The following is a 13533-nucleotide window of genomic DNA, read 5'->3' as shown; positions in this document are numbered from 1 at the left end:
CCAGCTCCCACATTGGGTTTTTAGTGGATTCAGAATTGAGTTTCAGCCCCGCCCAATCGGCGCAAATTTGGCCTGGGTATGCTCGGCCAGCACCGCTGCGGCCAGTTCCACTTCTAACCCCCTCCTGCCTGCGCTCACATGAATCGTCGCAAACTGTTGCGCGGTCTCATCAATAAATGTGCGCAAACGCTTCTTCTGCCCCAACGGGCTGATGCCGCCCAACAGGTAACCGGTAGAGCGCTGCGCCGCTACCGGATCGGCCATCTCGGCTTTTTTAACGCCGGCCGCATGGGCCAGCGCCTTCAGGTCCAGACTTCCGACGACCGGCACCACCGCCACCAGCAATTCACCTTTCTCACTGCTGGCCAGCAAGGTCTTGAACACCTGCGCCGGGTCGAGCCCCAATTTTTCCGCGGCCTCCAGGCCATAAGACGCGGCCTTGGGGTCGTGCTCGTAACTGTGGATGCGATGTTCGGCGCGAACTTTTTTCAACAGGTCCAGTGCGGGTGTCATGACTACTCCGGGCGCGGCAGAAAGATCGCCAATTCTAGGCCAAGCCCGCGCAAAACGCTCTAGTGCGCCCCTCCCGCCATGCGCGCTTGCAGCCTCACCCGTGATCATTCACCAGACCAATAGTTCGAAAATGACCAATGGTTCACTTTCGACCTTTGACAGCGGTCATTCTTGTCTATATTTTTTCGTTTCCGAATACTGTAGGAATAGTGCTCCAGTGTTCCAGCGGGAAGCTGCAGTCAGGATGGGGATCCTGATTACGGTGAAAATCGCGCAACGGCCCGTTGAGGCTGTGCGCCAACAAGAACAACAATCGAGGTTTGCCATGACTACTGCTCTTCAACAGCCTTCACTTTCGAGCCAATGCATGGCCGAATTCCTGGGGACTGCGCTTCTGATCTTCTTCGGTACAGGATGTGTCGCTGCGCTCAAGGTCGCGGGTGCCAGCTTCGGGCTGTGGGAAATCAGTATTATCTGGGGGGTCGGCGTGAGCATGGCGATCTACCTGAGCGCCGGTATTTCCGGGGCGCACCTCAACCCGGCGGTAAGTATCGCGCTGTGCATTTTTGCCGATTTCGAAAAACGCAAACTGCCCTTCTATATCCTCGCGCAAATCGCCGGCGCGTTCTGCTCGGCGGCGTTGGTTTACACGCTGTACAGCAACCTCTTTTTCGATTACGAACAAACTCACCACATGATTCGCGGCTCTCAGGCCAGCCTGGAATTGGCGTCGGTGTTCTCCACCTACCCGCACGCGCTGCTGAGCACGGCCCAGGCATTCCTGGTGGAAATGGTCATCACCGCCATCCTGATGGGCGTGATCATGGCCCTGACCGACGATAACAATGGCCTGCCCCGCGGCCCGTTGGCCCCGCTGTTAATCGGCCTGCTGATTGCAGTTATCGGCAGTGCCATGGGCCCGCTGACCGGCTTTGCGATGAACCCGGCGCGTGATTTCGGCCCCAAGCTGATGACCTTTTTCGCCGGCTGGGGTGAAATGGCCTTTACTGGCGGCCGCGATATTCCTTACTTCCTGGTACCGATTTTCGCGCCGATTGTCGGCGCCTGCCTCGGCGCAGCGGCTTATCGCGGGCTGATTGCCCGCCACCTGCCGAGCGCCGCACCTGCTATAGCTGAAGAAACACCTGACACGGCTGTCACCGGCAAGACTCGTATTTCCTGAAAGCGCCGGCCTGGTCCCCTGCCCTTCGCGGACCAGGCTGATTTCTGACTTCCTTATTTCGTCCAAGGCAATTGACATGACCGACATTCAGAATAAGAACTACATCATTGCCCTCGATCAGGGCACCACCAGTTCGCGGGCGATCATCTTCGATCGTGACGCCAACGTGGTCTGCACCGCCCAGCGTGAATTCGCTCAGCATTACCCGCAAGCCGGCTGGGTCGAACATGACCCGATGGAAATTTTCGCCACCCAGAGCGCGGTAATGGTCGAGGCCCTGGCACAAGCCGGCCTGCACCATGACCAGGTCGCCGCCATCGGTATCACCAACCAGCGTGAAACCACCGTGGTCTGGGACAAGATCACCGGCCGCCCGATCTACAACGCGATCGTGTGGCAGTGCCGCCGCAGCACCGAGATCTGCCAGCAGCTCAAGCGCGATGGCCACGAGCAATACATCAGTGACACCACCGGCCTGGTCACCGACCCGTACTTCTCCGGCACCAAGCTCAAGTGGATCCTCGACAACGTCGAAGGCAGCCGCGAGCGTGCGCGCAATGGCGAACTGCTGTTCGGCACCGTCGACAGCTGGCTGATCTGGAAATTTACCGGCGGCAAGACCCACGTCACCGACTACACCAACGCCTCGCGCACCATGCTCTTCAACATCCACACCCTGGAGTGGGATGCGAAGATGCTGGAGATTCTCGACGTGCCGCGCGAAATGCTGCCGGAAGTCAAGTCCTCCTCGGAAATCTACGGCCGCACCAAAAGCGGCATCGCCATCGGCGGTATTGCCGGTGACCAGCAAGCGGCGCTGTTCGGCCAGATGTGCGTAGAAGCCGGCCAGGCCAAGAACACCTATGGCACCGGTTGCTTCCTGCTGATGAACACCGGCGACAAGGCGGTGAAATCCAAGCACGGCATGCTCACCACCATCGCTTGCGGCCCACGTGGCGAAGTGGCTTACGCCCTCGAAGGCGCGGTCTTCAACGGTGGCTCCACCGTGCAATGGCTGCGTGACGAGCTGAAAATCATCGCCGACGCCACCGACACCGAATACTTCGCCGGCAAGGTCAAGGACAGCAACGGCGTGTACCTGGTGCCAGCCTTCACCGGCCTGGGCGCTCCGTACTGGGACCCGTATGCCCGTGGCGCGCTGTTCGGCCTGACCCGTGGCGTGCGCGTGGATCACATTATCCGTGCCGCCCTGGAGTCGATTGCCTACCAGACCCGCGACGTGCTGGACGCCATGCAACAGGACTCTGGCGAACGCCTCAAAGCCCTGCGTGTGGACGGCGGCGCGGTGGCCAACAACTTCCTGATGCAGTTCCAGGCCGATATCCTCGGCACCCAGGTCGAGCGCCCGCAAATGCGCGAAACCACAGCACTCGGCGCCGCGTACCTGGCAGGCCTGGCCTGTGGTTTCTGGGGCAGCCTGGATGAGCTGCGTGGCAAGGCCGTCATCGAGCGCGAATTCGAACCACAGCTTGATGAAGCCGCCAAAGAGAAGCTCTACGCCGGCTGGCAAAAAGCAGTCAGCCGCACCCGCGACTGGGAACCACACGAAGGCGCTGAATAAGCCAACCGTCGGACCCAAATCGGGTTGTAACTGGCGGGGAGTCGATTGCTGCGGCATCATGGGCCACTTTTGTATGGCAGCCCAAAGGACGCCCCATGAATCTGCCTCCCCGCCAACAACAAATTCTCGAACTGGTGCGCGAACGCGGCTACGTCAGTATCGAGGAGATGGCGCAGCTATTCGTTGTCACCCCGCAAACCATCCGCCGCGACATCAACCAACTGGCGGACGCCAACCTGCTGCGCCGCTACCACGGCGGCGCGGCCTATGACTCCAGTGTCGAGAACACCGCGTACGCCATGCGTGCCGACCAGATGCGCGATGAGAAACAACGCATCGGCGAAGCCATTGCCGCGCAAATCCCTGATCACGCCTCGCTGTTCATCAATATCGGCACCACCACCGAATCCATCGCGCGTGCGCTGCTCAATCACAACCACCTGAAAATCATCACCAACAACCTCAACGTTGCCACCATGCTCAGTGCCAAGGACGACTTCGATGTGCTGTTGACCGGCGGCAACGTGCGCCGTGACGGCGGTGTGGTGGGCCAGGCGAGTGTCGACTTTATCAACCAGTTCAAGGTCGACTTTGCGTTGGTCGGCATCAGTGGCATTGATGAAGACGGCAGCCTGCTGGACTTTGACTATCAGGAAGTCAGGGTTTCCCAGGCGATCATCGCCAATGCACGCCAGGTGATCCTGGCGGCCGACTCAAGTAAATTCGGGCGCAATGCCATGATTCGCTTGGGGCCGATCAGTCTGGTGGACTGTCTGGTGACCGACCAGCAGCCGGTGCCGGCGTTGGTGCAGTTGTTGAACCAGCATAAGGTTCGGCTGGAAGTGGTTTAGAGTCTGTAACACCGCCATCGCGGGCAAGCCCGCTCCCACAGTTGACCGCATTCTCATGCAGGTACACGATCAACTGTGGGAGCCGGGCTTGCCCGCGATGGCGATATATCCAACCCCCCTCTCTCGAGCCTTTCCTTGGCTCATGTTCACAATTCTTCCCTTTTCAGCCCTTCGATGAGTTTTTTCAATCGAAGTCGGGTGGCTGTGTGCGCGTTTATCAGCTACCATTTTCGCAAATGAACATTAATGTTCGAATTCCAAGACGAAAAGATCGCGAGGCCAGCCGATGAACCCTTCCACCTTGCCTGCTCCACCGCTTGCCGAAGTCTATGACGTTGCCGTAATTGGCGGCGGAATCAATGGCGTCGGCATTGCAGCAGACGCAGCCGGGCGCGGTTTGTCGGTATTCCTTTGCGAAAAGGACGACTTGGCCAGCCACACATCTTCCGCCAGCAGCAAGCTGATCCACGGCGGCCTGCGCTACCTCGAACATTACGAATTCCGCCTGGTGCGCGAGGCTCTGGCCGAACGTGAGGTGCTGCTGGCCAAGGCCCCGCACATCGTCAAGCAGATGCGCTTTGTATTGCCGCACCGCCCGCACCTGCGCCCGGCGTGGATGATTCGCGCGGGCCTGTTCCTGTACGACCACTTGGGCAAGCGCGAGAAACTCGCCGGTTCCAAGAGCCTTAAGTTCGGCCCCGACAGCCCGTTGAAAAGTGAAATCACCAAAGGCTTCGAATACTCCGACTGCTGGGTTGATGACGCCCGCCTGGTGGTACTCAATGCCATGGCCGCCCGTGAAAAAGGCGCGCATATCCACACCCAGACCCGTTGCATCAGCGCACATCGCAGCAACGGCATGTGGGAAATGAACATGGAACGCGCCGATGGCAGCCTGTTCTCGATCCGCGCCCGCGCCTTGGTGAACGCCGCCGGCCCGTGGGTCGCCAAGTTCATCAAGGAAGACCTGAAGCTGGACTCGCCTTACGGCATCCGCCTGATCCAGGGCAGCCACTTGATCGTGCCGAAACTCTACGAAGGTGCGCACGCGCACATCCTGCAGAACGAAGATCAGCGCATCGTCTTCACGATTCCGTACCTGAACCACCTGACCATCATCGGCACCACCGACCGTGAGTACACCGGTGACCCAGCGAAGGTTGCGATTACCGAAGGTGAAACCGACTACATGCTCAAAGTGGTCAACGCGCACTTCAAGAAGCAGTTGAGCCGCGACGACATCGTGCACACCTACTCCGGCGTGCGCCCGTTGTGCAACGACGAATCGGACAACCCGTCGGCCATCACCCGCGACTACACCCTGTCGCTGTCTGGCGGTAACGGTGAAGCGCCGATCCTGTCGGTGTTCGGTGGCAAGTTGACCACCTACCGCAAGCTGGCCGAATCGGCGATGGCGCAACTGGCGCCGTTTTTCACGCAAATGCGCCCAAGCTGGACCGCCACGGCGAGCCTGCCGGGCGGCGAGAACATGACTACGCCAGAAGCCTTGGCCGAAGCGATTCGCGCCAAATTTGACTGGGTGCCAAGCGAGATCGCACGCCGTTGGTCCACCACGTACGGCAGCCGTACCTGGCGCTTGCTCGAAGGCGTGCAATCGCTTGCTGACTTGGGCGAACACCTGGGTGGCGGCCTGTACACCCGCGAAGTCGATTACCTGTGCGCCGAAGAATGGGTGACGCAACCGCAGGACGTGCTGTGGCGCCGGACCAAGCTGGGCTTGTTCACCACACCGCAAGAGCAGGAAAACGTGCAGCGCTACCTGTCCAAGGTCGAGCAAAACCGCGCGAAGATTGAAGCAGCCTGATCGCAGGCAGTGACGAGAAGCCCCTGTACCGCAAGGTCCAGGGGCTTTTTTATGGGGTGTGTCCTGGCATAGCGCAGGCCCATGTCGCGAATCACACTGAAGGCCGAGCCCAGCAGCACCGGATAGGCCGCCGGTGCCTGCGATTGCATCACCTCGGTTCAATCAAAGACCGAGGTGCAGGCATCGCGGGGCAAGCCAGCTCCCACAAAAAGCCTGGCTCGGAATACCTTGCTGACCATTCGGTTTTCCGAACGCCACACCCCACCCCATTCGGTTTGCCGGACCAAACCGTTACAAATCCCTCGTAACACAAACTTAATCTCCTTATAAATCAATCAAATAACCTTTTATTTCTGGTATGGCACGACTCATGCTCTACACTCCCTGACGATTGCCTGAGGCGCCTTAGGAGCCGTCATGGGCATTCGCAGTACAAAGAGAGTCGCTTAGCCGGCTTCATAAAAAAAACAAATGTCGAGGAAGTATTGATGCGCATCGTTCCCCATATCCTGGGCGCAGCTATCGCTGCTGCTCTGATCAGCACTCCAGTTTTCGCCGCCGAACTCACCGGCACACTGAAGAAAATCAACGACTCCGGCACCATCACCCTCGCTCACCGCGACAGCTCCATTCCGTTTTCCTACATCGCGGATGGCTCGGGCAAACCCGTGGGCTACTCCCACGACGTTCAGTTGGCTGTAGTTGAAGCCCTGAAAAAAGACCTGAACAAGCCCGATCTGAAGGCCAAATACAACCTGGTGACTTCGCAGACTCGTATCCCGCTGATCCAGAACGGCACTGCGGACCTTGAGTGCGGCTCCACCACCAACAACGCCGAACGCGCCCAGCAAGTTGATTTCACCGTCAACATCTTCGAAATCGGCACCCGTCTGCTGGTCAAGAAGGACAAGGATGGCAAGCCGTCCTACGCTGACTTTGCCGACCTGAAAGGCAAAAACGTCGTGACCACCGCTGGCACTACGTCCGAGCGCATCATCAAAGCGATGAACGCCGACAAGCAGATGGGCATGAACGTTATCTCGGCCAAAGACCACGGCGAATCCTTCCAGATGCTCGAAAGCGGCCGTGCCGTTGCGTTCATGATGGACGACGCCCTGCTGGCCGGCGAAGAAGCCAAGGCCAAGAAGCCGGACGACTGGGTCATCACCGGTACTCCACAGTCCTTCGAAGCCTACGCGTGCATGGTGCGTAAAGACGACCCGGCCTTCAAGAAAGCCGTGGATGACGCCATCGTCGCCCTGTACAAGTCCGGCGAGATCAACAAGATCTACAGCAAGTGGTTCGAGAGCCCGATCCCACCAAAAGGCCTGAACCTGAACTTCCCGATGAGCGAAAAGGTTAAGGAGCTGATCGCTAACCCAAGCGACAAGCCAGCCCCTGACGTAAAAATCTGATACCTGACTAAGCTTATGTCCTGAGGGAGCCAACCCTCCCTCAGGCGTCTGTTACTACCTGCTGGCATTAATGTGGAACACTCGACCTGGCGGTTTTCGAGCCGATCGCGTGTGCCTGGCGTTCACCGTCAGGCGGGAAAGGATCTTCCCCAAGCGGGTGCTTGTACATCGATCGATCTCGAGGGGAGACCCTAATGAATTACAACTGGGACTGGGGCGTGTTCTTCAAGTCCACTGGCGTTGGCAGCGAGACTTATCTCGACTGGTACATCGCCGGCTTGGGCTGGACCATCGCCATCGCTGTCGTGGCATGGATTATCGCCTTGTTGCTTGGCTCCATTCTGGGGGTCATGCGCACCGTGCCAAACCGCATCGTAGCGGGCATCGCGACCTGCTACGTGGAGCTGTTTCGTAACGTGCCGCTGCTGGTGCAGCTGTTTATCTGGTACTTCCTGGTGCCCGATATGCTGCCGCAGAACCTGCAGGACTGGTACAAACAGGACCTCAACCCGACCACCTCGGCCTACCTGAGCGTTGTCGTGTGCCTGGGCCTGTTCACCGCCGCCCGTGTGTGCGAACAAGTGCGTACCGGCATCCAGGCGCTGCCACGTGGCCAGGAAGCTGCGGCGCGTGCCATGGGCTTCAAGCTGCCACAGATCTACTGGAACGTGCTGCTGCCCCAGGCCTACCGCATCATCATTCCGCCGCTTACCTCCGAATTCCTCAACGTGTTCAAGAACTCCTCCGTGGCGTCCTTGATCGGCTTGATGGAACTGCTGGCGCAAACCAAACAGACCGCCGAGTTTTCGGCCAACCTGTTTGAAGCCTTCACCCTGGCCACGTTGATCTACTTCACCTTGAACATGAGCCTGATGTTGCTGATGCGCGTGATCGAGAAGAAAGTCGCGGTGCCCGGCCTGATCTCCGTGGGGGGTAAATAATGGACTTCGATTTCAGCGGTATCATCCCCGCCATTCCGGGCCTGTGGAACGGCATGGTCATGACCTTGCAGTTGATGGTCATGGGCGTGGTCGGCGGCATCGCACTGGGTACGGTCCTGGCGCTGATGCGCCTGTCGTCCAGCAAACTGCTGTCGCGCCTGGCCGGCGCCTACGTGAATTACTTCCGCTCGATCCCGCTGCTGCTGGTGATCACCTGGTTCTACCTGGCGGTGCCGTTCGTGCTGCGCTGGATCACCGGCGAAGACACCCCGATCGGCGCGTTCACTTCCTGCGTCGTGGCCTTCATGATGTTCGAAGCTGCGTACTTCTGTGAAATCGTGCGGGCCGGCGTGCAGTCGATCCCCAAGGGCCAGATGGGCGCAGCCCAGGCAATGGGCATGACCTATGGCCAGACCATGCGTCTGATCATCCTGCCCCAGGCTTTCCGCAAGATGACCCCGTTGCTGCTGCAACAGTCGATCATCCTGTTCCAGGACACCTCGCTGGTCTACACCGTGGGCCTGGTGGACTTCCTCAACTCCGCCCGCTCCAACGGCGACATCATCGGCCGCTCCAATGAGTTCCTGATCTTCGCCGGTGTCGTCTACTTCATCATCAGCTTTTCCGCCTCGCTGCTGGTCAAGCGTCTGCAAAAAAGGTTTGCCGTATGATCTCTATCAAGAACATCAACAAGTGGTATGGCGACTTCCAGGTGCTGACCGATTGCAGCACTGATGTCAAAAAAGGCGAAGTGATCGTGGTGTGCGGCCCATCGGGTTCGGGCAAATCCACCCTGATCAAGTGCGTCAACGCGCTGGAACCGTTCCAGAAGGGCGACATCGTGGTCGACGGCACCTCCATTGCCGACCCGAAGACCAACCTGCCCAAACTGCGCTCGCGCGTGGGCATGGTGTTCCAGCACTTCGAGCTGTTCCCGCACCTGACCATCACCGAAAACCTGACCATCGCACAGATCAAAGTGCTGGGCCGCAGCAAGGAAGAAGCCACCAAGAAGGGCCTGCAGCTGCTTGACCGTGTGGGCCTGTCGGCGCACGCCCACAAGCACCCGGGCCAGCTCTCCGGCGGCCAGCAACAACGTGTGGCCATTGCCCGCGCCCTGGCCATGGACCCGATCGTCATGCTGTTCGACGAACCGACCTCCGCGCTCGACCCGGAGATGGTTAACGAAGTGCTCGACGTGATGGTGCAACTGGCCCACGAAGGCATGACCATGATGTGCGTGACCCACGAAATGGGCTTCGCGCGCAAAGTGGCCGACCGCGTGATCTTCATGGACGCCGGCAAGATCATCGAAGACTGCCCGAAAGAGGAGTTCTTCGGCGATATCAGCGCCCGCTCCGAACGCGCGCAGCACTTCCTTGAGAAAATCCTGCAGCACTAAAAAGCAGCACTGTTCTCCCTGTGGGAACCGGGCTTGTGTGGAAGACGGCTTGTGTGGGCGCTGGCTTGCCTGCGATAGCATCACCTCGGTGCAACTGATACACCGAGGCGCCTGCATCGCGGGCAAGCCCGGCTCCCACATAATCAAATTGCCCACACAACCGGGTTCGCAACAGGGCTGACAGCGCTGGTTGACCCAAGGCATCTGTGATGAAATGCGACCCCAACCAATTTCGCGCCGCACCGCCATCACTTGCCGTGAAACCTCGTCTGATTCGCCAACTGTTCCTGCCGCCGTTGATCATCGCCCTGATGATCGGCTTGGGTTACATCGGCTTCTGGGTCAGTGAGTACTATGGCATCCGCACCCTCAGCGACAACGGCGAACGCCAGTTGGAGCTGCATGCCCGTACCGTCGAAAGCGAACTGAGCAAATACACCTACCTGCCCAGCCTGTTGGAGCTGGAATCCAGCGTCTCCAAGCTGCTGGCCGACCCCAGCCAGGAAACCCGGCAAACGGTCAACGATTACCTCGAAGGCCTGAACCGACGCAGTCGTAGCCGGGCCATCTACGTGATGGACACCACCGGCCGCGTGCTGGCCACCAGTAACTGGCGCGATGCCGACAGTTACCAGGGTGAAGACCTGTCCTTCCGTGCCTATTTCCAAAACGCCGTGCGCGGCCAGCCCGGCCGTTTCTATGGCATTGGCAGCACCAACGGCGAACCCGGTTACTACCTGGCGCACGGCCTCGAAGAGCACGGCAAGATCATCGGCGTGGCCGTGGTCAAAGTGCGCCTTGAAGCACTCGAAGAACGCTGGCAGCGCGCGCGTCTCGAAGCCTTTGTGAGCGATGAGAACGGCATCATCATCCTCTCCAGCGACCCGGCCCGGCGTCTCAAGGCCGTGCGCCCGCTGAGCGATGACACCAAGGAACGCCTGGCCCACAGCCTGCAATATTACTGGGCGACATTGAACGAGCTGGAGCCGTTGGCCCGCGAGCGTCTCAACGAAGGCACCGAGAAACTCACCTTTCCGGCCAACAGCGAAGTGGTCAACGACGAGCGCGAAGTCAGCTACCTGGCCCAGACCCGCCCGCTCAGCGACACGCCCTGGAACTTCACCCTGCTGACTCCACTTAACGACCTGCGTCGCGCCGCGATCAATCAGGGCATTCTGGTGGCGGTCGCATTTGGCCTGGTCGCGTTCCTGCTGATTGCCTGGAACGAGCGGCGCAAAGTCATCGCCACCCGCCTCGCTGCGCGCGAAGCCTTGCAGGAAGCCAACAGCCAGCTGGAACGAAGGATTGCCGAACGCACCGCCGACCTGCGCGCCAGTAACGAACGGCTCAAGGGCCAGATCCGCGAACGCCGCCAGGCCGAAGAAACCCTGCGCCGCGCCCAGGATGAACTGGTGCAGGCCGGCAAGCTGGCGGCCATCGGCCAGATGTCCACCAGCATTGCCCATGAACTCAACCAGCCGCTGGCGGCATTGCGCACGCTGTCGGGTAACACCGTGCGCTTCCTGGAGCGTGGCGCCCTCGACACCGCCAGCGCCAACCTCAAGACCATCAACGAGCTGATCGACCGCATGGGCCGCATCACCGCCAGCCTGCGCTCGTTTGCCCGGCGCGGCGATGATCAGGGCGAGGCCAACCTGGGCAAAGCCGTGGACGCCGCCTTCCAGGTGCTGGGCGCGCGCCTGGACGGCTTGCCGTTGACCGTGCACCGTGACTTTGTCAGCGCGCAATTGCAGATCGACCAGACCCGCCTGGAACAGATCCTGGTCAACCTGATCGGCAACGCCCTCGACGCCATGCAGGCACAACCGGCCCCCGAACTATGGCTGGACGGCCACAGCAGCGAGGGCAAGTACCGCCTGCAAGTGCGCGACAATGGCCACGGCATCGACCCCGAAGCGCGCAAACATTTATTCGAACCGTTCTTCACCACCAAACCCGGCGAACAAGGCCTGGGCCTGGGCCTGACACTTTCGGCCAGCCTGGCGGCGGCCACCGGCGGCAACCTCGCCGTGGAACACCCGGCCAGTGGTGGTACTGCCTTCGTCTTGTGCCTGCCGTTGGTGGGCACCCAAAAAGCTGAGTCGACATGATGAGTACCGATCCTAAAGACCTCACCGTTCTGATCGTCGAAGACGACCCCCATGTGCTGCTCGGCTGCCAGCAAGCCCTGGCGCTGGAAGACATTCACAGCGTGGGTGTGGGCAGTGCCGAGGAAGCGCTCAAGCGCATCGGTGAGAACTTTGCCGGCATCGTCATCAGCGATATTCGCCTGCCAGGCATCGATGGCCTGGAGCTGCTCACCCGCCTCAAGGCCCTGGATAAAAGCCTGCCGGTGGTGCTGATCACCGGCCACGGGGATATTTCGATGGCAGTCGGTGCCATGCGTAACGGCGCCTACGACTTCATGGAAAAACCCTTCTCCCCCGAGCGCCTGGTCGATGTGGCGCGCCGCGCGCTTGAGCAACGTGGGCTGGCGCGGGAAGTCTGGTCGCTGCGCCGCCAACTGGCCGAGCGCGACTCGCTGGAAGGCCGCATCATCGGCCGCTCGCCCGCCATGCAAAACCTGCGCGAACTGATCGCCAACGTCGCTGATACCTCGGCCAACGTGCTGATCGAAGGCGAAACCGGCACCGGCAAGGAACTGGTTGCGCGTTGCTTGCACGATTTCAGCCGACGCCACGACCATCAGTTCGTTGCCCTGAACTGCGGTGGCCTGCCGGAGAACCTGTTCGAAAGCGAAATATTCGGCCACGAAGCCAACGCCTTTACCGGCGCGGGCAAGCGGCGCATCGGCAAGATCGAACACGCCCATGAGGGCACGCTGTTCCTCGACGAAGTGGAAAGCATGCCGATCAACCTGCAGATCAAACTGCTGCGTGTGTTGCAGGAACGCACCTTGGAACGCCTGGGCTCGAACCAGAGTGTGGCGGTGGATTGCCGAGTCATTGCCGCGACCAAATCCGACCTGGACGAACTGAGCCGCGCCAACCAATTCCGTAGCGACCTTTACTACCGCCTCAACGTCGTGACCCTGGAATTGCCACCGTTACGCGAGCGCCGTGAAGACATCCTGCAGCTGTTCGAACACTTCCTGCAGCAATCGTCACTGCGTTTTGACCGCAGTGTGCCGGAGCTGGACAACCAGACCGTATCGACCCTGATGAGCCACGACTGGCCAGGCAACGTGCGTGAACTGCGCAACGTCGCCGAGCGCTTTGCGCTGGGCTTGCCAGCCTTCAAGAAAAGCGGCGCCAGCAGCAGCAACCACGGCCTGGCCTTTACCGAAGCGGTGGAAGCCTTCGAGCGCAACCTGCTTAACGACGCCCTGCAACGCAGCGGCGGCAACCTCACCCAGGCGAGCCTGGAACTCGGAATGGCCAAGACCACGCTGTTCGACAAGGTCAAGAAATACGGGTTGAGCCACTGATGGACTTACTCTTGAAAGCCGCCCTGGGCGCGGCGGTGGTGCTGATCCTGGCGGCGCTGGCCAAGACCAGAAATTACTATATCGCAGGGCTGGTGCCGCTGTTTCCGACTTTCGCACTGATCGCGCATTACATCGTCGGCAAGGGCCGTTCGGTGGACGACTTGAAGACCACCATCCTGTTTGGGATGTGGTCGATCATTCCGTATTTTGTGTATTTGGCGACGCTGTATGTGATGGTCGACCGCATGCGCCTGGAGGCGTCACTCGCCGTGGCGGCAGTGGCATGGTTGATGGCGGCGACGGTGTTGGTGACAGTGTGGGTACGCGTCCACGCCTGACACACCGCGGTTAAACCTGTGGGAGCTGGCTTGCC

12 protein-coding genes are annotated in these 13533 nt (G+C 60.1%); 11 read left to right on the top strand and 1 reads right to left on the bottom strand.

Annotated features, from left to right (window positions below; genetic code table 11):
* Positions 1-42 precede the first annotated feature (42 nt).
* The gene (ybaK, locus tag AOA62_RS09340; protein WP_017137036.1) at positions 43-513 is read right to left on the bottom strand and encodes a Cys-tRNA(Pro) deacylase; all 471 of its coding nucleotides are present in this window, start codon (positions 511-513) and stop codon (positions 43-45) included.
* Between the two features lie 325 nt (positions 514-838).
* Here ybaK and AOA62_RS09335 point away from each other — a divergent pair, with 325 nt between their 5' ends.
* The 11 genes from AOA62_RS09335 (at position 839) to AOA62_RS09280 (ending at position 13498) form a co-directional block, all read left to right on the top strand.
* On the top strand, positions 839-1696 hold the full coding sequence (locus AOA62_RS09335; RefSeq protein ID WP_026013709.1) for an MIP/aquaporin family protein: 858 nt from the start codon (positions 839-841) through the stop codon (positions 1694-1696).
* A 76-nt stretch (positions 1697-1772) separates the two neighbouring features.
* Positions 1773-3278: a glycerol kinase GlpK gene (gene glpK, locus AOA62_RS09330; RefSeq protein ID WP_017137034.1), complete on the top strand. Its 1506-nt coding sequence runs from the start codon at positions 1773-1775 to the stop codon at positions 3276-3278.
* A gap of 95 nt (positions 3279-3373) precedes the next feature.
* Positions 3374-4129, top strand: coding sequence for a DeoR/GlpR family transcriptional regulator (locus tag AOA62_RS09325; protein ID WP_010212755.1), 756 nt, complete (start codon positions 3374-3376; stop codon positions 4127-4129).
* Between the two features lie 286 nt (positions 4130-4415).
* The gene (glpD, locus tag AOA62_RS09320; RefSeq protein WP_017137033.1) at positions 4416-5954 is read left to right on the top strand and encodes a glycerol-3-phosphate dehydrogenase; all 1539 of its coding nucleotides are present in this window, start codon (positions 4416-4418) and stop codon (positions 5952-5954) included.
* Positions 5955-6442: 488 nt separating this feature from the next.
* On the top strand, positions 6443-7369 hold the full coding sequence (locus tag AOA62_RS09310; RefSeq protein ID WP_058421600.1) for a glutamate/aspartate ABC transporter substrate-binding protein: 927 nt from the start codon (positions 6443-6445) through the stop codon (positions 7367-7369).
* Positions 7370-7563: 194 nt separating this feature from the next.
* The gene (locus AOA62_RS09305; RefSeq protein WP_099548514.1) at positions 7564-8310 is read left to right on the top strand and encodes an amino acid ABC transporter permease; all 747 of its coding nucleotides are present in this window, start codon (positions 7564-7566) and stop codon (positions 8308-8310) included.
* Positions 8310-8981 (top strand): amino acid ABC transporter permease, encoded by a 672-nt coding sequence (locus tag AOA62_RS09300; protein WP_017137030.1) that lies wholly within the window; start codon positions 8310-8312, stop codon positions 8979-8981. Before AOA62_RS09305 ends, AOA62_RS09300 begins: the two co-directional genes overlap by 1 nt.
* On the top strand, positions 8978-9712 hold the full coding sequence (locus tag AOA62_RS09295) for an amino acid ABC transporter ATP-binding protein (protein WP_017137029.1): 735 nt from the start codon (positions 8978-8980) through the stop codon (positions 9710-9712). The genes AOA62_RS09300 and AOA62_RS09295 overlap by 4 nt, the downstream gene beginning before the upstream one ends.
* Positions 9713-9921: 209 nt before the next feature.
* Entirely contained in the window at positions 9922-11823 is a 1902-nt protein-coding gene (locus AOA62_RS09290; protein WP_099548513.1) for a sensor histidine kinase, read from the top strand.
* Positions 11823-13160 (top strand): sigma-54 dependent transcriptional regulator, encoded by a 1338-nt coding sequence (locus AOA62_RS09285; RefSeq protein ID WP_017137027.1) that lies wholly within the window; start codon positions 11823-11825, stop codon positions 13158-13160. Before AOA62_RS09290 ends, AOA62_RS09285 begins: the two co-directional genes overlap by 1 nt.
* The gene (locus AOA62_RS09280; protein ID WP_017137026.1) at positions 13160-13498 is read left to right on the top strand and encodes a GlpM family protein; all 339 of its coding nucleotides are present in this window, start codon (positions 13160-13162) and stop codon (positions 13496-13498) included. Before AOA62_RS09285 ends, AOA62_RS09280 begins: the two co-directional genes overlap by 1 nt.
* The last annotated feature ends 35 nt before the right edge of the window (positions 13499-13533 follow it).

It is taken from the genome of Pseudomonas sp. 2995-3, from assembly GCF_002742565.1.
GTDB classification, from domain to species: Bacteria; Pseudomonadota; Gammaproteobacteria; order Pseudomonadales; family Pseudomonadaceae; genus Aquipseudomonas; species Aquipseudomonas edaphica.
Note: the sequence above shows the minus strand (reverse complement) of the source record. Positions and strands in the feature narration are given on the sequence as shown.